This window comes from Halobacillus sp. KGW1 (assembly GCF_001592845.1).
GTDB lineage: Bacteria > Bacillota > Bacilli > Bacillales > Halobacillaceae > Halobacillus.
The window spans coordinates 13,573-34,970 of the sequence record NZ_LSOC01000008.1 but is presented as its reverse complement, the minus strand read 5'-3'; the positions used below and the strand labels follow the sequence as shown (position 1 = coordinate 34,970).

Annotated in this window: 26 protein-coding genes; 8 read left to right on the top strand and 18 right to left on the bottom strand. The window is 44.8% G+C overall.

Annotation, left to right across the window (positions count from 1 at the left end; all coding sequences use genetic code 11):
* Positions 1-160: 160 nt before the first annotated feature.
* The 4 genes from AXG56_RS18960 to AXG56_RS18945 form a co-directional block, all read right to left on the bottom strand.
* The gene (locus AXG56_RS18960; RefSeq protein ID WP_064503526.1) at positions 161-1,969 is read right to left on the bottom strand and encodes a M3 family oligoendopeptidase; all 1,809 of its coding nucleotides are present in this window, start codon (positions 1,967-1,969) and stop codon (positions 161-163) included.
* A gap of 222 nt (positions 1,970-2,191) precedes the next feature.
* Positions 2,192-2,392, bottom strand: a complete 201-nt coding sequence (locus AXG56_RS18955; protein WP_026578568.1) for a hypothetical protein — start codon at positions 2,390-2,392, stop codon at positions 2,192-2,194.
* 89 nt (positions 2,393-2,481) lie between these two features.
* Complete coding sequence (locus tag AXG56_RS18950; protein WP_062515837.1) at positions 2,482-3,501, bottom strand: S66 peptidase family protein; 1,020 nt, start codon at positions 3,499-3,501, stop codon at positions 2,482-2,484.
* Positions 3,502-3,677: 176 nt separating this feature from the next.
* Positions 3,678-4,550 carry a phosphotransferase family protein gene (locus AXG56_RS18945; protein WP_062515834.1) on the bottom strand — a complete coding sequence of 291 codons (873 nt, stop codon included), beginning with the start codon at positions 4,548-4,550 and terminating at the stop codon, positions 3,678-3,680.
* A gap of 231 nt (positions 4,551-4,781) precedes the next feature.
* On the opposite strand from AXG56_RS18945, the gene AXG56_RS18940 reads away from it, so the two are divergent.
* Positions 4,782-4,991 carry a hypothetical protein gene (locus AXG56_RS18940; RefSeq protein ID WP_062515833.1) on the top strand — a complete coding sequence of 70 codons (210 nt, stop codon included), beginning with the start codon at positions 4,782-4,784 and terminating at the stop codon, positions 4,989-4,991.
* Positions 4,992-5,158: 167 nt separating this feature from the next.
* Here AXG56_RS18940 and AXG56_RS18935 read toward each other — a convergent pair whose 3' ends face one another.
* The 3 genes from AXG56_RS18935 to AXG56_RS18925 form a co-directional block, all read right to left on the bottom strand.
* Positions 5,159-5,419, bottom strand: a complete 261-nt coding sequence (locus tag AXG56_RS18935) for a YjcQ family protein (RefSeq protein ID WP_062515832.1) — start codon at positions 5,417-5,419, stop codon at positions 5,159-5,161.
* Between the two features lie 15 nt (positions 5,420-5,434).
* Positions 5,435-6,244, bottom strand: a complete 810-nt coding sequence (locus AXG56_RS18930; RefSeq protein WP_062515831.1) for a hypothetical protein — start codon at positions 6,242-6,244, stop codon at positions 5,435-5,437.
* A 279-nt stretch (positions 6,245-6,523) separates the two neighbouring features.
* Entirely contained in the window at positions 6,524-7,753 is a 1,230-nt protein-coding gene (locus AXG56_RS18925) for an MFS transporter (RefSeq protein ID WP_062515830.1), read from the bottom strand.
* Positions 7,754-8,033: 280 nt separating this feature from the next.
* Here AXG56_RS18925 and AXG56_RS18920 point away from each other — a divergent pair, with 280 nt between their 5' ends.
* Positions 8,034-8,966, top strand: a complete 933-nt coding sequence (locus AXG56_RS18920) for a hypothetical protein (protein WP_062515829.1) — start codon at positions 8,034-8,036, stop codon at positions 8,964-8,966.
* Complete coding sequence (locus tag AXG56_RS18915) at positions 8,953-9,810, top strand: hypothetical protein (RefSeq protein ID WP_026578559.1); 858 nt, start codon at positions 8,953-8,955, stop codon at positions 9,808-9,810. The genes AXG56_RS18920 and AXG56_RS18915 overlap by 14 nt, the downstream gene beginning before the upstream one ends.
* A gap of 94 nt (positions 9,811-9,904) precedes the next feature.
* Here AXG56_RS18915 and AXG56_RS18910 read toward each other — a convergent pair whose 3' ends face one another.
* Complete coding sequence (locus AXG56_RS18910) at positions 9,905-10,210, bottom strand: hypothetical protein (RefSeq protein ID WP_026578558.1); 306 nt, start codon at positions 10,208-10,210, stop codon at positions 9,905-9,907.
* Positions 10,211-10,643: 433 nt separating this feature from the next.
* Here AXG56_RS18910 and AXG56_RS18905 point away from each other — a divergent pair, with 433 nt between their 5' ends.
* Positions 10,644-11,651 (top strand): AraC family transcriptional regulator, encoded by a 1,008-nt coding sequence (locus tag AXG56_RS18905; protein WP_062515828.1) that lies wholly within the window; start codon positions 10,644-10,646, stop codon positions 11,649-11,651.
* A 38-nt stretch (positions 11,652-11,689) separates the two neighbouring features.
* Entirely contained in the window at positions 11,690-12,484 is a 795-nt protein-coding gene (locus AXG56_RS18900; RefSeq protein WP_062515827.1) for an SDR family NAD(P)-dependent oxidoreductase, read from the top strand.
* A gap of 85 nt (positions 12,485-12,569) precedes the next feature.
* Here the strand turns inward: AXG56_RS18900 and AXG56_RS18895 are convergent, their stop codons facing one another.
* Positions 12,570-12,794 (bottom strand): hypothetical protein, encoded by a 225-nt coding sequence (locus AXG56_RS18895; protein ID WP_235601534.1) that lies wholly within the window; start codon positions 12,792-12,794, stop codon positions 12,570-12,572.
* 243 nt (positions 12,795-13,037) lie between these two features.
* Here AXG56_RS18895 and AXG56_RS18890 point away from each other — a divergent pair, with 243 nt between their 5' ends.
* Entirely contained in the window at positions 13,038-13,298 is a 261-nt protein-coding gene (locus tag AXG56_RS18890) for a hypothetical protein (protein WP_062515826.1), read from the top strand.
* 405 nt (positions 13,299-13,703) lie between these two features.
* Here AXG56_RS18890 and AXG56_RS18885 read toward each other — a convergent pair whose 3' ends face one another.
* Positions 13,704-14,081: a MerR family transcriptional regulator gene (locus tag AXG56_RS18885; protein WP_008640278.1), complete on the bottom strand. Its 378-nt coding sequence runs from the start codon at positions 14,079-14,081 to the stop codon at positions 13,704-13,706.
* 102 nt (positions 14,082-14,183) lie between these two features.
* On the opposite strand from AXG56_RS18885, the gene AXG56_RS18880 reads away from it, so the two are divergent.
* Positions 14,184-14,948 carry an SDR family oxidoreductase gene (locus AXG56_RS18880; protein WP_008640277.1) on the top strand — a complete coding sequence of 255 codons (765 nt, stop codon included), beginning with the start codon at positions 14,184-14,186 and terminating at the stop codon, positions 14,946-14,948.
* A gap of 120 nt (positions 14,949-15,068) precedes the next feature.
* Here the strand turns inward: AXG56_RS18880 and AXG56_RS18875 are convergent, their stop codons facing one another.
* Positions 15,069-15,563 carry a hypothetical protein gene (locus AXG56_RS18875; RefSeq protein WP_051348968.1) on the bottom strand — a complete coding sequence of 165 codons (495 nt, stop codon included), beginning with the start codon at positions 15,561-15,563 and terminating at the stop codon, positions 15,069-15,071.
* Between the two features lie 335 nt (positions 15,564-15,898).
* Between AXG56_RS18875 and AXG56_RS18870 the strand changes: the two genes are divergently transcribed.
* Positions 15,899-16,678 carry an SDR family oxidoreductase gene (locus AXG56_RS18870; protein ID WP_062515825.1) on the top strand — a complete coding sequence of 260 codons (780 nt, stop codon included), beginning with the start codon at positions 15,899-15,901 and terminating at the stop codon, positions 16,676-16,678.
* A gap of 278 nt (positions 16,679-16,956) precedes the next feature.
* Here AXG56_RS18870 and AXG56_RS18865 read toward each other — a convergent pair whose 3' ends face one another.
* The 7 genes from AXG56_RS18865 to AXG56_RS18840 form a co-directional block, all read right to left on the bottom strand.
* Positions 16,957-17,742, bottom strand: a complete 786-nt coding sequence (locus tag AXG56_RS18865; protein ID WP_062515824.1) for a phosphotransferase enzyme family protein — start codon at positions 17,740-17,742, stop codon at positions 16,957-16,959.
* 32 nt (positions 17,743-17,774) lie between these two features.
* Positions 17,775-18,116 carry a DUF1048 domain-containing protein gene (locus AXG56_RS18860; protein ID WP_008640273.1) on the bottom strand — a complete coding sequence of 114 codons (342 nt, stop codon included), beginning with the start codon at positions 18,114-18,116 and terminating at the stop codon, positions 17,775-17,777.
* The gene (locus tag AXG56_RS18855; protein WP_008640272.1) at positions 18,113-18,448 is read right to left on the bottom strand and encodes a PadR family transcriptional regulator; all 336 of its coding nucleotides are present in this window, start codon (positions 18,446-18,448) and stop codon (positions 18,113-18,115) included. Before AXG56_RS18855 ends, AXG56_RS18860 begins: the two co-directional genes overlap by 4 nt.
* 125 nt (positions 18,449-18,573) lie before the next feature.
* Positions 18,574-19,563, bottom strand: coding sequence for a S66 peptidase family protein (locus tag AXG56_RS18850; RefSeq protein WP_062515823.1), 990 nt, complete (start codon positions 19,561-19,563; stop codon positions 18,574-18,576).
* A 190-nt stretch (positions 19,564-19,753) separates the two neighbouring features.
* The gene (locus AXG56_RS18845; RefSeq protein WP_026578547.1) at positions 19,754-20,488 is read right to left on the bottom strand and encodes a hypothetical protein; all 735 of its coding nucleotides are present in this window, start codon (positions 20,486-20,488) and stop codon (positions 19,754-19,756) included.
* Positions 20,485-20,631, bottom strand: a complete 147-nt coding sequence (locus tag AXG56_RS19590) for a hypothetical protein (protein WP_161484936.1) — start codon at positions 20,629-20,631, stop codon at positions 20,485-20,487. Before AXG56_RS19590 ends, AXG56_RS18845 begins: the two co-directional genes overlap by 4 nt.
* A gap of 183 nt (positions 20,632-20,814) precedes the next feature.
* The gene (locus AXG56_RS18840) at positions 20,815-21,348 is read right to left on the bottom strand and encodes a GrpB family protein (RefSeq protein ID WP_153017451.1); all 534 of its coding nucleotides are present in this window, start codon (positions 21,346-21,348) and stop codon (positions 20,815-20,817) included.
* Positions 21,349-21,398 lie beyond the last annotated feature (50 nt).

Genomic DNA, 21,398 nt, shown 5'->3' with positions numbered 1-21,398 from the left:
GTGTATTACTTGTAATGTTTATACTAAGTCAATTAATCCTAAGAATATAGGACGATTGCTTTTATTAAGCAAACGCCCCCGTTTTTTTAAGACTTAAAGTCGAGATAATTAATTAAACTGATCAAATCCCTCAGTTACAAAATACGTCACAGCTAAGATTTCATGGATGACTAAACAGTTGTTCACTTACTTTTATGTATTCTTCAACATCCTGAACACATCGACGCATACCTATCTCCCAGAAGTCTTCTTTTGTAATATCTTCTCCTAAATGCTTCATGACCAAGTCTTCTACATTCATCCGGCCAGAATCCCTAAGAAGAGATATGTACTTAGTTTCAAAATCTGACCCTTCTTGCTCTACTTTTTCGTAGATGCCCATAGCCAACAAATACCCGAACGTGTAAGGAAAGTTATAAAAAGGACTTTTTGTGAGATAAAAGTGTGGGGTTGAAGCCCAGGAATATTCAGATAAGTCGTCCATAGATCCTTGATACCCTTCCTCCAAAGACTCTCTCATCATTTTATTTAACTGACCTACAGTAACATAGCCGTGTTGTCTCTCTTTGTATAGATTTTTCTCAAATAAAAATCTTGAATGAATCTCCATAAAGTTCATAACACTTCGCTTAAGTTTTTCATCTATCAAAAATAACTTTTGAGCCTGTGACTCTGCTTCTTTTAATGCCGCGTTTAATACAATCATTTCTGAGTAAGTTGAAGCTGTCTCAGCTAAAGTCATTGGATAATCTCTGTTCAAATAGTTCACGTCTCTCATAGCATGATTATGGAAAGCATGCCCTAACTCATGAGCTAGAGTAAGTGTATCAGTAATACGACCACCATAGGTCATGAAAATCCTTGACTCTCCCGACGAAGGGAATCCAGCACAGAAAGCATAACCAGCCTTATTGGCACGATCCTCTACTTCTACCCAATTTTGTTGAATTGCTTTTCGAGAGAACTCTTCTAATTCAGGACTATGTGTTCGAAAGTGATTTAAAATAAATTCTATACCATCCTGGTAATTGATTGACTGAACTTCTTTATTTACTGGGGCCCAAAAATCATAGGCCCGCATAGAATTGTTACCTAGCAATTTTGATTTTTGATTTAAGTAACGAACAAAAGGCTGTTTATTCTGATTAACCACATTCCACATGGCATCTAATGTTCTCTCTTTTATTCTGTTATTCCTTAGAGATTTATGTAATTCGCTTTCCCCTCTCAGATCATTAATAGTTCTCCGAACACCAGCAATTCGGTTAATAATAGTAGAAATAGTTGTTGAATTATTTTTCCAGGTGTTATTAAGTGTAAAATAAGAGTCCCTACGGAGATCCTCTTTAGGATGGGAGCGCAAATTTCTAGTTTGGGCAATAGATAGTTCCTCGCTAGTTCCATTCATATTTATCTTAAGCCTTATTTCAGCTACTAATGATTTATACAAATCTCCCCAGGCGTGATATCCATCTTCAAGCAGTAATTCAATGGTCTTTTCTTCTCTTTCAGGTAATCCCTTTTGTTCTTGCCGACGCCATTCTTTAAGTATGAATTGATAATGCTTTAAATCTTCGTTTCTTGAAATTTCGTTCCATGACTCATCATTCAAATTAGCAACCCACTTTTGTACTTTACGGACTAACGAATTAAACTTCACACTTAACTTATAAAACTTTCCTTTCCAGCCAAAGACTTGTTGATCCTGGGTATTTTCTGCACTTCGACAAGTCAAGAAAGAAGAAAGCTGTGATAAATCAGCTTTTGTTTTTTCAACTATTTGAATAGTTTTCTTTAAGTGAACTGAATAGCCCCCACCCTCAAAATATTCCATATTTCCAATAAGAACCTCTAACTTCGTTACTTCCTGATTTATCTCCTTTAAATGATTATGTATAACAGTTGAATCTGAAGAAGCATCAAAAATTGAGTTGATTTCCCATCTTTCTGGATACCTGAATTCCTCCATCCAATCTCCTCCGTTTATAAATATTTCCATATAATTCAGAATAACAGAATATTTTTTCTCTTCCCAGGTTATTTTAAGCTTTGGCTCTGTTTAAATTTATCTTTGACAATGCTAACAAAAAGAACTTCCATTTTTATGGAAGTTCTTTTTGTTAGGCTTATTCAACTAAAGCCCCCGATTCGTAAATACTCGATTTCGAGATATATTTCCACTTTATAATAGCTATCTCTCCATTTTGTCTACGTAAACACCTATTAGAAATTTCACTAATACATATATTGATAATGTGATGGCGGCAACAATAAAAACGTTATAGTCATCTTCTAATACTACTGTTATAAAAAATAAGGATACAACAAGATAAATAACTGCAAATCCTCTTTGATATCTTCCCTTTTTAGATAACTCATCTGGGTCTTTCAATTAATTCACTCCAAACCTAAAAGCTCTAATAAATAAAATCTTTTTTGCAGTAAAGCCCCCTTTGTTTAAGTCTCGAATTCGAGATATACCTAAATATACTGCATCCTTATAGTCCCTTTTCCATCTTGATAAGTTACCGTTGAGTATGCTCCATTTACGAGTATATTCTGTGGAGGCATATGTCCAATATCTGCGTCATATATAACTGGTATCTCTTTTCCAAAAACATTCATCAAAGCATCCTCTAATTCGAAATCTTTGGTTGGTGAGTACCCACTCGCTCTTCCTATAAGTACTCCATTGACATTCTTAAACCATCCACTATATTTCATCTGCCACAAACACCGATATATTTCTGCAGCACTCCAATCAACAGATTCCAAATACCAAATTACTCCCTCCTGTGCATGTTTAATAGTGAATTCATTCACCTTATCGTAAGGAGTACCAATCAAGGTTTGTAATGTATTCATGACGCCTCCTAGCAGCCTTCCGGCAAACTCATGGGTTTTCTGACCTGTATGTGACTTCCATTCTGTTTCTGTATCAAAGTAAAAACCTGTAGCTGGGTTCGCAAATGTTTTTGTCCAAGAGGATTGATATTGACCTGAGGAGTACTGAATTATATCCTGACCTTTACTACAGCCTAAAACATCCGTCCATTTTGAAGTAAGTTCGTCCCATTTAGGAGCTGATAACTCATTAAAATTCGTTCCATGTGCTGAAGCATTCCCAGTTATCGTCGTATATGCTAGCAGGATCGTGCTAACATCTGAATAACCCAGGATCCATTTCGGGGGTAAGGTCTTAATGTAATTCCAATCAATCATAGGTAGGAGCTCCATGGAGAACTGCCCTCCCCACGGAGGGATAATTGCCTTAACACTCTCATCCTCGAGAAATTGAGTCAGTTCTTTTGCTCTTATAGATGCCTTAGCACTTCTAGATTTTGTTTCTGTCCATACTGTCTCACCTATCTTTACTATGATCCCTTTATTCTCAACATTTTCTTTAGCTTTATGTACTAACATATGTAATTGCTCTTCTACCCCACTTGAAGGAGCTGTTACAGCAATCTTGTCTCCTTTTTCTAATGCTGATGGATACATAACCACTCGTTTGTCCTCCTTTTCCTTACCAAGATAATTATTTCATTATTGCAAAATCCGATACCATTATCAACCATTTATATGATAAAAAAGAGCGACTATCCTATTAGATAATCGCCCCCGTTAGCTAAATACTCGAAACCGAGATATTTAGTGAAATTATACTATTATTAGAGCTATCTATATTCTTTAATACCATTTTCAAATGCCTCTAAATCATTATTTTCGATTCCATGAAGAGCTTCTTGCAATGCAAATGTACTTTTATAAAAGTTTATTCTTTCGAGAACTTTCGTGCCTTCTGGATATAGACTAAGACATCTTTCAACAAAAGGTTGACCATAACTCGCTAATAATCCTGCAAAGTCGTAAGCTGGATCGCCAATTTCTGTTTCTCCAAAATCAATAACTCCAGTTATTTCATTACGTTTTGAATCCCACAAAATATTTGATGCACCAAAATCCCCGTGAATAAGAACGGTACTAAAATCCATAAGCTTAGCATTAGATAAAAAGTCTTCAAAGCTTTGAGAGACGTCTGACTTTGATTTCTCTTTCATATATGGGAATAGCTTCTCTTTAAAATTATCGTATAACTCTACTATGGACTGACGTATATCCTTAACGCTCTGTTTCTTTATATCCAAGTTTGAGATAGGTTGAAAATGTAGTTCAGAAAGAAATTCAACTAACTGAGAGGAGAGATTTTGTATTTGTTCTTCATTATTCATTTCTTTCATTATTTGAGGCCACAAAGGACCACCCTCAATAAGTTGATAGCCAGTAAACACTTTCCCTACTTCATAAATCTCAAAGGATCTGTACTGAGGATAAGAAATAGGTAAACTGACTTTTCCCTTTATATGATCCAACACTTTCGTTTCTTTTTCTAATTTTTTTATACCTTCTATGTATTTAGGGAATCTGAAAACAAGCATATTATTAATGATTAGCACATCATTGTTCTGGCCGATATCATTCACTTCAATTTGATTTAATTCTAAATCAGGATAAAGCTCTCTTATTCTTTCCACATAAATATTCTTCACTAAATAACCTCCAATCAATAACGTTTTTTATAAGAGCGGGTGCTAAGTAAAAAGGTAAATGAGAGAATGCTACAAACGCCTACTTAGTGGACAAACTCGATTCAAGATATATCGTATATACCGATATAAGTCACTTTTCATTACTTATTTGTAGGCTAATAGCTTTTATGTTATTAACATATATTGTTAAAATACATAATAAGCCTGCACATATTACGGGAGAGTGTTTATATGCCCAAACGAAAAAACGTGAAAGTTACTCAAGAAAATGACTCTGGCTTGAACCAAAAGTTTCAGGTTGGTAATAGAGAACTTACCCGAGGTCAATTTGCTGACGAGATTGAACAAGGCAAACACCCTGGTTATCATAACGCTAAAATGAACGGTAAGCGGATTCCCCGGTCGAACCCGGATCGAAAAAAAAAGAACAATCTAGAATAAAAGTCTTTTGTGCAGGCTTTCTTCAAAATGATCCTCAGGGCATTAAAACAAAGGACCAGATGCACTTTTGTGCCGCCTAATAGGTCTTATCCGCAATATGGCACCCGTTTCTTGAATAAAGGCAAAACTGAAGATTATCAATACGATCTTCAGCTTTGGCTGTTCAGTCATTTTAAAGAATAGGCATCATTGTCTTCTAAGAACCTCAGACCATCTAATGTAATTTTGGCATTATCGTACCATACTGATTGTACTTTATTACCTTGACCACCTCTTGTAACTGAGATCCCTTTAGCAAGACCTTCGTCAAGAATAAGTTCAGCTATATCGCCCCATTCTTCTTTATCTATGTCAAAATCACTTTGTACAACTTTTTCTCCTTGATCCAGCTTCATTAGAATACTATAAATGCTTTTTAACTTTTTCATCTCTAACTTCCCCTCTTATACTAATCCAAATAAGAAGCTCGTTACAGCCTCTCCCCACTTTGGGTTATTTATGACGTTTGTTGATAAGCTTAATAAACCTTTTGATCCTATATCATAAATATTTGATGCAAGCCTTTGAAGATTACTTTCTGAAGGATTAGTCTTCTCCAGTTCATTTTGAATCTCATTAGTTGTTTCCTTTACTTCATTTACTTGAGATTCCTCAATGATGCCCAGTTCTATAGCTTTCTTTATAAGTTCGTCAGACAACTCTCCAACCTTTAAAGTCTGTGTAATATTTTCTCCAAGAGCGACATTCCCGTGATCAGCAGATATACTTCCATAATTTATAACCTGTAATGCTCCAGACTCTATATGATCTTTGCCTTCGACTTCATCTTCTATCAAATCATTTAATTTATCCATTAAGTTATCTAAACATGGAAAAAGAATCTGTTCATTCCATAGTCTAATATTTTCATTAAGCTTTCTTGCGACAAATATATTTACCGCATAAGAGTCTATAGTAAATTCACCTTCTGAGGCACGTTTCATTACTTGTAAAGCGTAAGCGATCTGCAAATCTTTTTCTTCTGGTAATTGCAAGTCAAACCAACCACCTGACGAATTTTCGATGCTCTCAAAGTCAATATCCATAACCAAATAAGGACCTACAATAGAATTTATTACTTTATTCTGTTTGATTAACCCTATAAGTTCCTTTACTCGTGTGGAATATACTTTATGTCCAGCATATTGTAGAGAGTGAATTGTCTTTTCGAAATCTCTAATCGCCCTCTTAATCTCTTTTTGACTAAATTCCATCAACCCTCACACCTTCCATTATTTTCTAAGTTAATAATAGCACATAGTTCTATCGTTATATATATAAAGACCTTTATTGATACATTTATCTCGAAACTGAGTCTTCAACTAACCTGCCCTTTAGCGAAAGACTCAGTTCCGAGATAAACATCCACTTCGAGGAACAAATACCCCTATTACAGAACACTTATTTAAATAATGCATATCAACCACACACTTTAACAGAGCCTATAAAAGAAGAGCGGCTCCCACAACCCGGGCTGCCGCTCTAATCCATCCTTACACCGTTTTTTCCTCTTTATGCTCCGATTTAAGAGTTACCAGAAATCGCCCTCTCATGAAAAAGAGATACCCGGCCGATGCTGCCAGCAGTCCTCCTGCCAGCAAAAAGACGCTCTGTACACCGAACGCCTCCGCCAAGGCTCCCATCGTTAAAGAGGCAATACCGAACGTCAGCGAAGTCAGCGCTCCCTGCGCGCCGTAAATGTTCGGGAGATCTTCCGGTTCGGCTTTCTTCTGAAGATAGGTCTCCATCGCGATCGATTTGATCTGTTCGCAGATGCCGAAGAGAACAGACAGGACGAGCGCCATGATGGCAGCACGGTTCAAACCGAAGACGACGGTGAAGATGCTGACAGCGATGGCCGACCAGAGCAGCAACCGAAACAGATGCCGTTCCATCAGCCTCGCATACACCGCAGTTAGCAGGCCGCCGAGCAGCAGGCCGATAAAGAAGGTCGTATTGATATACCCCCACCATGCTTCCGATTTATCAAGGACTTCAGAGACGAACACATAGATGATCGCGGCAATCCATACGACATTGGCCATCGATTCAAGGAAAAGAACGATGTGAATCGACCGGAAAACCGGCGTCTGCCAAATCGCCTGCCACCCTCGCTTCAACACCGACGCAGCCGGGGCTTCCCCTGTACCGACAGCCACATTCGTACGATCACGGATCAGGAGCATCAGTCCTGAAGCAACCACAAACAGAAGGAACGTAATCCATAGGACGGAACGACCTCCCAGCCACGCAACGAGAACCCCGCCGAGCGCCCAGCCTCCCAGTTGGATGACTTGACTGACGACGGAAAAGAGGCTGTTCGCCCGGACGATTTCCTCCTTCCCGACAAGTCTCGGCAGCATCGCTCTGCTTGCCGGATCCGCCCAGCCGTCGAGAAAAGCGAGCAGGAACACGCCGAATAGGACGAAACTGAATACACCATCCGTCCACGTGAGCCATAACGCCAGCCCGAAGAACACGACAGTCTTACTGATCTGCGAAAAGCAAAGCAGACTTTTCAACCGGTATTTATCGAACAAAAGCGGGGACAAATACCCGCTCGCGAAGCGCCCCACCGTATTAATGAACGGCAAAAGCGCCAGGAAGAAAGCGGACTGTGACACCGAGTACATCATCGATATCATACCGACGATATAGAAAACATCTCCAAGATTAGCAAAAGCCTGCCCGATCCATAAGGACCGGAAAGAAACGGATTTCATTTTTTCCTACCCCTTTTTTAACATTTTCGAATGCCATGATTTAAAAAAGGGTTATTTACATTGGACCAGCCTCCCCTGTGGTATCTTCCCGAGCGTTGTTCGTTCTAAGAAATGGACTGCACAGCAAGTGGGGGAAGGAAAAAGGAAACCGTATAGGTTAATCTAACATTCTTTCTCCATTGTAACATAATGGAAAGGAACGGATTGCCAATCGTATTCGGATGCGGTAGAATGAAAAATTGTTAGATTTTACCTGAAAGAAGGAGAAGGAAGGATAAACATGAAGAAGCTTTTTATCGTCATGTCGGGGTTTATGATGATCGGCCTCCTTGCCGGTCCCTTTTTCTTAGAGACGACGACCGTCCCGCAAGCACCTGTAGCAGAACCAAAAACGGAGGCCGCGGAAGATGCCGGGGCATCAGAAACGGTATCCTACGGGTCACGATATACGGAAGGCAACGTCACCTATTCTTTGGAAAAGGAGCAGCCGCTCATATCATACGACGGCGGGGACCATTGGCAGGATGTGCCCCTCGATACCGCCATGCTGTTTAACGGCGAATACAATGGAAGCGGACAGCAGCTGATCGATGGCAGCTACGCGTTTGACCAAAACCGCACCTCCTTCGTTTATATCGAAGCCACCAGCAACGAACCGGAGCCGGTCAAACTTCTTACAAGCTTCGATCACGGAAAGACGTGGGAGGAACAAACGATTACCGATGAGTTTTACAGCCTGCGTTTCAGGAAAATCGCTTTCCCTACAGAGAATTTCGGGTATGCCGTTCTCTCCGGTGGCCGGACCATGTCAAGCGAACTCACCGCCATCTATCTCACCACGGATGGCGGACGAACCTGGCAGGATATCGGCCGCCCGGATACAGAACGCCTCGTCTATGACGGAGGAGCCATCGACGATGAAACTGCCTTCCTCTCCTACGGAACGATTAACCCGCAGGAACCGACCCTGTACGTCACGCAGAACGGCGGAGACAGCTGGGAGCAGTCCGCTATCGACGCCCCGCCGGAATACAGCGGGGTATTCGTGACGGCAGAGATGCCCTTCCAAGAAGAGGATCATTTAGCCATCCATATTGGACAGGGGCCGAACGGCGATTATGAAGGAGGACTCGTTAAAGGAAAATTCCTTTCCGAAGACGGTGGACAGACGTGGACGTTTGATAAGGTGGTGGAACCAGATGAAACAACTTAAACAAGTCATGAAAATCATTCTCCCGCTCGCAGCTGCCGGTCTGTTCCTCATGCAGGGGGCTTATCTTCTCCTCGATTCCAGGTTGAGAGTGGAATACATAGACATGCGCCTCTTTTACGTAGTCAACTGCATCATCATTATTTGTCTCGCAGGCACGGCGCTTCTTTTATTCCGCGCAACGAAAATACGCCTGCCGATCGTCCTGGCACTTACCATCTGCCTGATTACTTTCCAAATGGTCATGATGGTCAAACAGAGCGGACATATTCATCAAATAACCGATTTTTCACCGGATTGGAAGCATACGTTAGTCCTGAAAGAAGATGAAGATACAGGAAAAACCACCTATTACCGGACAGCTTTCGGTATCCTCGCCCGGGCACAGGATGAACTCCCATACGAAACCAAAAAGGACTTCCAAGTGAAGTGGCTGGATCATGATATAGCGGCCGTGACCTACAAAGCAAAGGATGACACGATTCACCAATATATAGGGACCTATGGTTCACGGGACAACGACCTCTCCTATTCTTATGTGTCCGCTTCTATGTATGGACAGTGGTCCGGAGAGAACACGCACATCACAAGCGGTCCGGATGGAATAACGATAAAAGAGGACGGCAGGACCGAAACCTACGAAGCGAAAAAAGCCGTACAATTCGGTACAACGGCCATTGTGCTGCTGAAAGATGGCGAAGCCGCATGGACCATCGCTTTAAACCAAAACTTCCTAAGCCATTCAAACGACCCGGAACCGCCGGAAGGAAACATCACCCTGTATAAAGCGACCATGACAGACAATGAACCGATCCTGTTAAACTATGCGGGGGAAGTACCCTATTAAAAGGTTGCATAGAGTTCATACGATCAACCAAAGAAGAGGAACTTCCAATTTCATGGAGTTCCTCCTCTTTTATCTACGAACCGTTATTCTTCCTTTATACCGGCGTATCCTTCTTATTGAATTGCTTCCCGATCACCAATACAAGCCCCATGAAAAAAAGGAGCAAACCATTCCCTACGGCAACAAGACCTATAAAAGCTGCCATGAAGCCCCCGCCTTGGCCGGAATCCCCGATACCCACCAGGACCAAACCAGCAGCAAAGCCGAGTCCAATGCCCAAAACGGCTGTGAAAAGACCCGAAGCCCAGAGAGGAATCCCCCCGCTCCTGTGCCATTTGACTGCGTATATGTTTGCTGGGATTAAGACTGCTGCAAGCAATAACCACATGACTACATCCATACAATCCCTCCTTAAAAATAGCTTACATAATTGTATATTAATTACAATTTATTGTGACATATCCACGCCAAATAAACAAATCTATTAGTGAAAACTGCTTATTCACAAAAAGGTTCTGTCCCACCCGGAACAGAACCTTTCCTCTTATTTCAAGTATTTCTGGATAGCACCACGAACTTGTTTCCCAGTGGCATGTTTGTCCACTCTCTTCCTTACATACTTCTGGACTTCTACAATCGTTTAAAAGCTTTTTTACTATCAAGGACACGCTTTTTAAAGTAGAAGGTTCTCAAAGATTTTGGCGGGAATTGTTAGTCGTATGTCGCCTTTTGCTAGTTACAAAACAACACCCGATTGATAAGATGATACGTATCCTACCAACAAGGTAGATATAACAAAGGCAGGCTGTAGACAGCCGAAGGAGGTGTAGGAAATGACGTCTGATACCCGCATTAAATTTCCGTCTGGATTTTGGACGGGAGTACAACAGCTGGGAGTTTCCCCTCATGAAATAGCCCGAAAAGCGGGACTACCACTCACCATAATTCAAGAACCGATGGTCACCTCCTCCCAGTATCTATCCATCTGGCAGGCGTACTCTGATCTCATAGGGGACACGTTTGAAGCAATCATCAGGCTGTCGACCGGCTTTGAAACCGTTCATTTTCCGCCGACTGTTTTAGTTGCTTATCACGCTCGTGACTACCGCGACGCTCTAACTCGAATGGTTCGTTATAAGCGGCTGTGTCCTCCTGAGGGTTTACTGATCACAGAAGATGGTGATGAGTGCTCTATCGAACTGGGATGGATGTCTAAAGATGAGCCTGGTCCGGCGGTGTTAGCAGGTATTACGCTTGCCTTTCTTCTGGAGTTAGGACGCCGGGGTACTGGTCGTCCATTGACTGCGAAATCCGTGGAACTTTCGTGCTTGCCGGGCGACGTTCAGCCGCTTGAAGCTTACTTCGGATGCCGTGTCCAAACCGGTGGAAACAGGAATACATTGATCCTCCACCGAAAGGACCTTGACCTCCCTTTCGCCTCGTATAACGCAGAGCTGCTTGAAGTCTTGACTCCTGTTTTGGATCAATCGGCTGCGGAGCACCAATCCGGTAATTCCGTTACAGAAATGGTCAAGTGGTTTTTGAAACGCAGCCTGCCGGGAGGACGTGCTGGTATCGAAGCAGCCGCCGCGGAGCTCGGGATGAGCAACCGTACCCTGCAGCGCCGGCTTCATGAGGAGAGGACGAGCTTCAAACATTTGTTGACACAAGTTCGGAAGGAGCTGGCACGTGAGTACTTAGCAGATCCTTCGCTCGATATTCGTGAAGTGGCCTTTCTGATAGGTTACGAAGATCAAAACTCGTTCTATCGGGCTTTTCGCCAATGGGAAGGGGATACTCCTTCCCATTGGCGCACGGAACGTTTAGGTGAAACTCCGTAAGCTCCGCTTTATTAATGAATGAAAGGAAGATGTATAGGATGGAGATGGGACTAGCCAACAAAACCGCTTTAGTGACCGGTTCTACAAAAGGGATAGGGAAAGCCATTGCTATGGAGCTGGCAAAAGAAGGTGTTCATGTTCTTATTAACGGCCGAAAGGAGGAAGAGGTAGAAGGCGTGGTAAAGGAAATACAGGCAGCTTTCCCTGCAACCTCTCCTCAAAATGCGGCAGCCGATATTGCAGATGTGGAACAACGGGAGCATTTATTCGAAAAGTATCCCGATATTGATCTTTTAGTAAACAACATGGGGATTTATGAAATCATGCAGTATGAGAACGTTACCGATGAAATATGGGAAAAATATTTCCATACCAATGTTCTTGCTGCAAATGGTTTATCTAAATTTTATTTACCTAAAATGCGGAACAAGGAGTTTGGTCGAATTATCTTTATTGCCAGTGAAGAAGCCGTTATGCCTTCCGGACAAATGCCACAATACTGTATGACAAAATCCATGCTGTTATCTTTGTCGAAAAGCTTATCTAAATTGACACGAGGAGAAGATGTTACCGTCAATACGATCATGCCAGGCCCGACCCTCTCTGAGAATGTGCAGCAGATTATTGAGGGAATGTACGATAATAAAGACATGACGTTCTTAGAGAAAGAAAAGGCATTTATGGCCGCAAACCTCCCTCAATCGGAGATACAAAGATTCATCAGACCTTCCGAGGTAGGTAGGCTGACAACATTCGTCTGCAGTCCTTATGCATCGGCATTTAAAGGATCCCCGATCCGTATGGACGGCGGCCTGGTACCGACTATCTTTTAACGCTCAACCGGCACTCTACATCCCGTCAATGAAAAAGCACCATACCAGAATGGGATTTGTCATTCCAGTCGATAAAAAATCTTCCTCACCCTTCGACCATCTTCAAATAGAGTAGCTTTCTGCCATCCACCACGGCCATGCAGACCGGCGTATCCGTTTCGTAAATCTTTGTTCCTACAGGAAGTCGGTTGGCCGTTCCGTTGCGGAAAAGGACCGCTTTATCCGTCTGCCTCGATATTTCCCCGATTTGTCCGCCTGCTGTGTATGCCAACTCCTCGACCCATTCAATACCTTCCGCATTTGAGTACACATATCCGTCCAGAAGAAAAATATCGGCTCCCTCCTCCTTTAGAAAATCTTCAGGAGTTGGGTTCCCGATTGCTTCAGACTCTCCACTGCATCCGGGAAAAAGGGCTGTATCTTACAAATTGGAAAATAAAGGTATATAATTTGTGACAGCAATTTTCTATCTGCCAAATGAGTTGAAATTCAGATTTTTTGTTATAAAATGGTTAAGAAGTTATAATTTGCAAAAAAGAAAGGTGGATTCCCAGTGAAGAATAAAGATACACTCTTTGGAATTTATATGTTACTGTTCAGCATCGTCCCGATTGCCGGATTCTCGTCCTTGTTGTTTTTAAACGGATCGCAGTCGATCATCGTCATTTGGACTTTCTTGATTGTCGCGATCCTATTGACCGCCGTGTCATTCAAGAAACAAAAAGTGTTGGCTTCTATTTCTCTGGTCGTCTTGTTGGCCACCGCAAGCCTTATGACATTCGCAGCAATGATGGCTGGTATGACACCAGAATAATCAACAAAGTAATACCGCTCGTTATCGGGAAGAAATGCAGAAAAACCCACTCTTAATGACAAGAGTGGGTTTTTCTGTGCGGTTCTTTTGTTAGCAATTATCAACAACGATTGGATATTTCAATAGATAAAGAGGATGACACACGTCGATAGTAAAAATGTTTCTTAAAAAAATTGCACTCCCGCCTCTATATTCAGCACGCAGATGGTCGTTCCGTTACGCTATTACTTATGGTGCTTACATATTACGAAAACAGGAAATGTCAGCTGACACCTTTTCCGTGAATCGAATGCTTTTCACTTTTTTCTGTTTCGTATGTATAAAACGGAACCATGCGGGAAAAAGGAACAGCAGCATACGTAACAAACCTGCGACCTTCTTCATGACAAGCCTCTCAAAAAGATGTTATGTCGTCGGATGTTCCTCTCCTGCCCTTAGATACTCTTTATACGTTTCGATCTTATGATCCAGCATTTCCTCGGTCGCCCTCAGTGTCCGCAGCTGTTCCTGGATGGCCCGGCGGTGTTCTTCCAGCAGCTCCAGGCGTTTCGAGGAGGTATGCTCCCCTTCTACATAAAGCTCGGCATATTCTTTAATATGCTGGATCGGCATCTGCGTCTCCCGCAGCTTCTTAACAAAGCGGAGCCAGCCGATCTGTTCATCTGTAAATGTCCGGTACCCCTGTTCATCTCTTTCACTCGTTATGATACCTTCCCGTTCATAGTACCGAAGCGTGTGCGGTTTCAGCTCCAGCATCTCCGCCGTTTCCCTAATTGTAAATATATCTTTTCCTCCAATCGGTTAATGAAAGTGTTTATGCTTGCGTTGAAGTGCACTTCAAGCCTTATGCTAGGAGCATAACATAAAATCATTGGAGGTATTCACATGAAATACACGGTTATTACAGGAGCAAGTTCAGGAATCGGCTATGAAACAGCCCTCGCCTTCGCGGCCCGCGGCAAGAACGTCATCGTTGTGGCAAGACGGGAGCAGCAGCTGAAAGAATTGAAGCAGGAGATCAACGGACTGGATAAGAACGTGGAGGTCGTCATCAAAACAGCGGACCTTTCCAAAAGCGACCAGGTGTATGACCTGTATGAAAGCCTGAAGGAATATGAATTGGAGACATGGGTCAACAACGCCGGTTTCGGCAACTTCGATCCCGTGTCCGGGCATGACCTGACGAAGATTGAAACGATGCTGCGATTAAACAACGAAGCATTGACGATTCTTTCTTCTCTGTTTGCACGTGATTATGCAGAAAAAGAAGGCACACAGCTGATCAACATCTCGTCCGGTGGCGGATATACGATCGTAGCCAACGCCGTGACCTACTGTGCCACCAAATTCTTCGTCAGTGCCTTTACAGAAGGACTGGCCCAGGAGCTGAAAGGCCGGGGTGCGAAAATGCGGGCGAAAGTACTGGCTCCGGCCGCGACCGAATCCGAATTTGCCAAGCAGGCAATGGATGTCGATCAGTTCAACTATGACGAGGCTTTGCCTAAGTACCATACATCCAAAGAAATGGCCCACTTCCTGCTGGACCTTTACGACAGTGACAAAGTAGTCGGCATCGTAGACGGAAACACCTATGAGTTCCATCTGAAAGATCCGATTTTTCCTTACGTCGACCGCAATTCCAATAATTGAATAGAAGGGGCTGACGAGAAATCAGGAAAGCATCCCATTTTCCGCAGCCCGACCGCACCGAACAAGCTGTAAAAAAAGCTGCCGATTATCCATCGGCAGCCTTTTCGTTTATGTCCATCCTTACTGAATCGAAGCAAGCTTTTCCAGAAGATGCTGATAATTGGCGGAATCGTCCTCTGTATCCTCGATATACCAAACATCCTCCCTGTTCTCTTCCCCGCCGGTCCACTCATAAATAGTGGCGAAGTAATCAGCCTTCGCAGCATCCGGAGTCGCTTCATAATCCATTCCCTCCGTTACAAAAGGAAGATGACGCTTTTCCGATTTCACGAAAACTACCGGCACCGATGATTCTTTGAACATGGAAACATATTTATCCTGTGAAGCTTCCGCAAACTGATCGGGCATCACAAATAACGCATCGTATTGGTCGGAAAGCGAACCGTCCTCCGTCCATTCCTTCAAGGAATAAGAGGAGAAATCCACCGTCTCATCGGAAAAATCAGGGAGCTTCCCGATGACGGCTGCTTTCCATGGTTCCGTCCCCTCGGCTTCCGAGCAGGCAGCAAGCAGGAACAAGACCAGGACAGAAAAGAATAGGCTCTTTTTCAACATCCTTACGCCCCCTTTCTCCAAATAGAAAAATATTACAATCAGTGTATCATGAAAGGAACGGCTGCAGAAGAGGTTTACTACATTTGGATATTATGGTTAGATGAAGAAAGGAGATGGACGAAAGGAGCATGGATCGGTATGGGCGATATCCTTTAATGGTACGGGATGAAAAAGAGAGTTCCTTTAATCAAAAGGGACGTTTATTTCGTATGCCATTACAGGATCGCTGGCTTCTGCTATTACCGCATCGGTGTTCTTCTATTAAGGATACGTGCGTAAACCTAACATCTCCGATAGCCGTCTGCTCAGCGTTTCCATAAAGGGAGATGCTTTTTATGACACGACTCATTCATAACATTGCCATTATAACAGGGGCCAGCCGGGAATCCGGAATCGGCACCGCCATATGCAGGACGCTTGCTGAGGAAGGAGCCGACATCTTCTTCACCCACTGGTCCGCGTACGACCGTACGATGGATTACTCGGAAGAAAAAGATGCCGCTTGGCCGGACATCCTGATGGAAGAAATCCGCAGCCTTGGCGTAAGGTGTGCATCGATGGAGCTCGATCTGTCCCGACCGGATGCGGCGGCAGAATTATTGGATACCGTGAGCGGGACACTCGGCTCCCCTTCCATCCTCGTCAATAACGCCACCCATTCCGTTGATGTCGATTTCCGGTCCATGCAGGCGGACATCCTTGATGCTCATTACGGAGTGAATGTGAGAGGCACATGCCTGTTGACGGTGGAATTCGCACGCCGGATCGAGTGGAAGCACAGCGGCCGGGTCATCAATATGGTTTCCGGTCAGGACAAATCACCGGAGCCGGGGAACTTGGCGTACGTAGCAACAAAGGGCGCCGTATCTGCGTTTACGAAATCCGTTGCGCTGGAGCTTGCTACCCACCACATTACGGTCAATGCTGTCGATCCCGGTCCGACGGACACCGGCTGGATGAGCGGGACGCTGAAAGATACGCTGCGGACGAAGTTTCCGATGGGACGGATCGGCGAACCTGCGGACGCAGCCAGGCTGATCGCCTTCCTCGCCAGTGACGAAGCCGCCTGGATCACCGGACAAATCATCCATTCCGACGGAGGATTTTCGTCATAATCCTATCAAATACTTTCTATTACAACCGGCTGCGTAAAGCGTACGGAGAACTTCTGTAACAAGGGGAGTGTTAGAATAATATGGCGAAGGGCGGAGGAAAATGGGTGACTCCTACGGGATTAGCGGAACAGGTGAGACCCCGGAAGAGCATCGCGATGAGGAGGCTCACCGGCCGCCCCGTGGAAAGCATCCCATTTTCCGGAGCCCGCCCACTACACCATTATTTCACAACATAAAAAGGAAGGGGAACCGATACGTTCCCCTTCCTTTTTCCCTGCTTACATCCATTCCTTCCCGTGCTTGCGGAGGAAGGCGATGTCTTTCTGATAATGTTCCAGATGTCCTTCCTCTATCATCTTCTGAAAGGCAGCGTCTCCTTCGGCCGCTTTTCTCGTCATTAAGGCTGCAAGACCTTCTAAACGAAGCTCGACCATCTCCAAGTATCCTTCTTCTTCCATTCCGTAGCCTGCAAAAAACAATTTCACCCTTCGTTTGATCCGCTCGGCATCTTCCGGAAAACGATAGGGGACGGCATTACCGTCTGCGTCATCGTGCTTGCGGCTCAATGGGACGCACGTGTATAACGTGTAGGCGATATCCCACATCCGCGGCCCCGGAGCTGCGACATCAAAATCAATGACTCCTGCGGGATGCTCGTTATGGAAAATGATATTGTACATGGCGAAATCATTGTGACAGATGACTTCCCTCGGCGCAGGCGTCCGATCGAGCGACGGCCACTCCTCCGGGATAGGAAAGTCACAGACGGCATCATGATACCTGCGCAGCATCCCTGCGATCTCTGTGAGCACTTCATCGGATCCCATGTATCCTTTCAAAGGGTAATGACCGGATTCCCCTTCGATGTAGGATAGAACTTCCCGGCCCTGATCGTCCACCCCGAGGAACCTCGGGGCATATGGATACTGCTTCTTTTCCAAATGCAGCAGCAGCTTGTGGATTCGTCCGCTTTCCGGTTTCCACTCCCGCCGGACGGTGTTTCCTGCCCGGTACACGTTTGATACGTTTCCTCCGGCGAGTCTTTCTTCTCCATGATCAGCCAACTGACATGCCCCTTCCCTGTTCAAAACCGCCCTCACTCACCACGGCGGATCGTATCATTCAATTGCCGGCGGTGCTTATCTCTCCAAGATTGTTCATCCTTCACCAGGTCATCACAGAAGGCCGCTACGTCCTCTCCCGTAAGGTCCGTGACTTTCTTCCCTTCTGCCGCCCCCATTTCGAAAAGATCAAGGATGCCGCTGAAGATGCGGTGCGTGCTTTCCCAATCCGTCGGTGCGCCGGTCGTCCACATATACTTCTGAATCGCCTTATAAGCCGTATGGTATTCCTCCGGCAGTGACTTGGCTCGCGCTTCCATTGCTCTCCATTCCCGTTTGTCCTGCATACTCCCGATCATTTTCTCAAAAATACTCATTGCTGTTCTCCCCTTTCCTTTTTCAGTTCGTTGATTTTTGACGAGAGGAACCCCCACTTCTCCCAAAATAGTTCCAGCTGCTCTTCTCCGGCCCGGTTCAAGGTGTAGAACTTCCGCGGCGGCCCCATATTGGAAGGCTTCTTCTCAATCTCCACCAGCTTGTTCTTCTCCAGCCTCATCGTAATCGTATAGACGGTTCCTTCCACAACGTCGGTGAAGCCGAGCTTGCGCAGCTGCTGGGTGATTTCATAGCCGTACGTTTCTCCGCGACTGATGATTTCAAGCACACACCCTTCCAGGACCCCTTTCATCATTTCTCTGAAATTACTCATGTGTACCTCCTTTCCAGTACTATGTGATACAGATATTAAGTATTACTTACTACCACTATAGTATAACGGAATAGCTGGTCAAGCTATTCCGTATAAGCAGCAGGCAGATCACCCATTATAGAATGTCAGATCCACGCCTCCACACACTGCACCGTTCGAGTCTGCGTGTCCATCCGCACCTTTTTCCCGATGGCGAGGGGATGCATCGGGTGGGTATGACTCGTGTCGAACTCACCGATAACCGGAATGTCCCGGCCGTCGAGCTGTTCCATCAGCAGATCGATCGGTTCTTTTCCCGTGCCGAGATCGTCGTACCGCTCGTGTTTTCCTAAGAGAATGCCGCAAACACGATCGAAGATGCCGTGCAGCTTCAGCATCGCGAAGTTCTTTTCCACTGTGGATGCATCCTTCATGCAATCTTCTATCAAGAGGATGTCCCCCTCTTTCACAAGAGGGAAATATTCCGTTCCGATGAATCCGTACATGGCATTGACATTGCCCCCGATCAGGCGTCCTTCGGCGGTTCCCTCGTTCCTCGTAATCCAGGCATTATCAAACAGCTTCTTCTTTCCTGTCTGATGCAGCCAATTTACTGGATCATCCGACCAATAGGGAGGCATTGGAACCTCATAGGGAAGCTTCATGTCTTTCAGGAAATAGTTTTCGAAATATCGATACGTGTCTTCGACAAGCGGCTCGAACTCGCCGAAAGATGGAATGAGCGCGGGGCCGTAGTAGGTCGTCATCCCCGTCTTATGATAGAGAGCGAGCAGGACCGCCGTCGCATCGGAATAGCCGACGACGAGCTTCGGGCGGGTGCGGAATGCTTCGTAATCGATGTAGGGAAGCATGCTGTTGGAATTGGTCCCGCCGATGGATGCCATCACCATCTTTATGTCCGGGTCCCTTAACAACTCATTCAGCTCCTCCGCCCGTGCTTTCGGCGAACCGGAACGGTAACCTTCCGTTTTTCCTGTCAAACGTCCTTCTACGATGGTGAATCCTTTCCCTTCAAGAAACGCTTTCGCCCGCTCGTACCGGACTTTGGCTGTAACCGTCGCCGGAGAGGATGGTGTGAAGATACCGATTTTATCTCCTATATGTAAGCCAGGCATGTGGTTTCCCCTCTCTATAATTCTTGGAAAATAGCATGAAACAGTTAATGATTTACAAATCAGCATACCACAGCCTGAAGAAAGAACAAGCATGATCAAAAAAAGGCCGGTTTCTATCAACCGGCCTTCCTCTTCAATAAAACGGATGAATTCTGGAGATCAGAATGGTTTCCTAATCGTTTAACAATAATTACGACTCTTTTCGAATAAACAATACAGAAAAGTTAACCGGCAGATCCCGATAATTTTTCCCCAGAATCGTCTCCTCATACGGACGGTAAATGAACCCAGTCTTGTCCACATTAATTAAATCGACACCATAGCCGAGAATGTCTCCATTGGCTCCGCTCTCGCAGCAGGTACAGGAACAGCAGCAGCTTTCCTGCGGTGGGATCAAGTCTTCAAACACTTCTATCTGCACTCCGCCCTCTAGAAGCAATTCCACATTTAACTCCGGGCGGAAACGCATCCTGTAGTATCCATTCACGCTCGGGTTTTTAACAATGGTAAAGGCGTACTCGTCACTAGTACCAAGTGTTGTACCGTCAAGAATCCGGCCTTGAGCATCCACCAATCCAGTAATAATATCAGAAACGTTCCCCACCGGTGCCCCGACTCCAACATTAATCGGTTCAGGAATAACCGTCACTTCCGGCGGCTGATTTTCCGCGTCGACAATGGTGAAAGCCCTTTTGAACGTAACGGTATAGATACCCGTGCACGCCTCATGCGAAACGGAAAAGTTCTCTCCACCAGTGACCACCGTGCCGTCGCTTCGAACTGTTCCAGAAATCATCCGCGGACCAAACGGGTTAAAGTCGATCCCAAATGCACTAAGGGATACGGCTCGTTCAACCTGCTGTCCCCCCTGGCTGATGACATACGTAAAACCGTTGGTATTGAATCCGATAATATTCACATTCACCAAGCCGCCTCCAACACAAACGTCTTTACAGGAACATCGGCAGGATCTCTTGTCGTCATGTACGTTACAGGAACGGCAGCACTTGTCCCTGCTGCACGGGGGTGGACAGTTATTACCGCAGCCCTGGCAGCAGGATTTTCCATAGCCGTTCACATGATTATTTGAATCATTCATTTTTCATACTCCTCATTATAGTAACCTGATTGTCTTACATAACATCCAGGTTTGATATAATGTATGGCTGCAAAAGATTCCTGTATAGATGAATGTGATAGATTCACATAAAACGGTTAGAAAGAACCATCCGAATGGGAAAAACGAAATGGTTATGCATCCTTCCTTTTCCAATCCAGCGCTTTTCTTTCCAACTCTTTTACAAAGTCGTCCTTCCCGGCACTGTATCCGGCGATATCCTTCGGAAACTCAAGGGCAAGGGACGCTTTCAACGCGCCATAGGCGGCCGCCGCTTCCTCGTGCGCCCGCAGGTAATCACGGACGGCAAGGTGCCGGTCAATTTCGTGGTGGTTATCCTTTTGGAATACGTGGATTTGGTGGGTCCGGTTCTCGCCGCCTTTCCTGAAATAACGCCGCCCCGGAATCCCCATCTCGCCGAGCGGCTCATACCCCAATGCCAGCAACGATTCATTGTAGTCATCCACTTTTTCTATCTGCTCCACCACCGGCATGATGTCGATGACAGGCTTCGCTTTCAGTCCGGGAACGGCCGTACTGCCAATATGATGAATGGCAGCAAGTTCTCCCTTCCAAACGGCTCGCAGCTTTTCGGCCTCCTCTTCAAACAAAACCGGCCAGCTTTCCTCGTAGTCTTTGACCATAACGTTCATCGCACGATTAACCATTTCATCTCTCCTCTTTTTACTGAAGCTGCTGTCTTTAGAAAATCTTTATG

Excerpts from the sequence above, each read along its gene's own strand:
- AXG56_RS18950 (WP_062515837.1), bottom strand. The coding sequence starts at position 3,501 with ATGTATCCATCAGCATTAGAAAAAGGAGACAAGATTGCTGTAACAGCT.
- AXG56_RS18930 (WP_062515831.1), bottom strand. The coding sequence starts at position 6,244 with ATGGAATTTAGTCAAAAAGAGATTAAGAGGGCGATTAGAGATTTCGAA.
- AXG56_RS18880 (WP_008640277.1), top strand. The coding sequence starts at position 14,184 with ATGAAATACACGGTTATTACAGGAGCAAGTTCAGGAATCGGCTATGAA.
- AXG56_RS18855 (WP_008640272.1), bottom strand. The coding sequence starts at position 18,448 with ATGAGTAATTTCAGAGAAATGATGAAAGGGGTCCTGGAAGGGTGTGTG.
- AXG56_RS18920 (WP_062515829.1), top strand. The coding sequence starts at position 8,034 with ATGAAGAAGCTTTTTATCGTCATGTCGGGGTTTATGATGATCGGCCTC.
- AXG56_RS19590 (WP_161484936.1), bottom strand. The coding sequence starts at position 20,631 with ATGGAAAATCCTGCTGCCAGGGCTGCGGTAATAACTGTCCACCCCCGT.
- AXG56_RS18940 (WP_062515833.1), top strand. The coding sequence starts at position 4,782 with ATGCCCAAACGAAAAAACGTGAAAGTTACTCAAGAAAATGACTCTGGC.
- AXG56_RS18905 (WP_062515828.1), top strand. The coding sequence starts at position 10,644 with ATGACGTCTGATACCCGCATTAAATTTCCGTCTGGATTTTGGACGGGA.
- AXG56_RS18875 (WP_051348968.1), bottom strand. The coding sequence starts at position 15,563 with ATGTTGAAAAAGAGCCTATTCTTTTCTGTCCTGGTCTTGTTCCTGCTT.
- AXG56_RS18870 (WP_062515825.1), top strand. The coding sequence starts at position 15,899 with ATGACACGACTCATTCATAACATTGCCATTATAACAGGGGCCAGCCGG.
- AXG56_RS18850 (WP_062515823.1), bottom strand. The coding sequence starts at position 19,563 with ATGCCTGGCTTACATATAGGAGATAAAATCGGTATCTTCACACCATCC.
- AXG56_RS18910 (WP_026578558.1), bottom strand. The coding sequence starts at position 10,210 with ATGGATGTAGTCATGTGGTTATTGCTTGCAGCAGTCTTAATCCCAGCA.
- AXG56_RS18900 (WP_062515827.1), top strand. The coding sequence starts at position 11,690 with ATGGAGATGGGACTAGCCAACAAAACCGCTTTAGTGACCGGTTCTACA.
- AXG56_RS18935 (WP_062515832.1), bottom strand. The coding sequence starts at position 5,419 with ATGAAAAAGTTAAAAAGCATTTATAGTATTCTAATGAAGCTGGATCAA.
- AXG56_RS18860 (WP_008640273.1), bottom strand. The coding sequence starts at position 18,116 with ATGAGTATTTTTGAGAAAATGATCGGGAGTATGCAGGACAAACGGGAA.
- AXG56_RS18960 (WP_064503526.1), bottom strand. The coding sequence starts at position 1,969 with ATGGAGGAATTCAGGTATCCAGAAAGATGGGAAATCAACTCAATTTTT.
- AXG56_RS18915 (WP_026578559.1), top strand. The coding sequence starts at position 8,953 with ATGAAACAACTTAAACAAGTCATGAAAATCATTCTCCCGCTCGCAGCT.
- AXG56_RS18925 (WP_062515830.1), bottom strand. The coding sequence starts at position 7,753 with ATGAAATCCGTTTCTTTCCGGTCCTTATGGATCGGGCAGGCTTTTGCT.
- AXG56_RS18840 (WP_153017451.1), bottom strand. The coding sequence starts at position 21,348 with ATGGTTAATCGTGCGATGAACGTTATGGTCAAAGACTACGAGGAAAGC.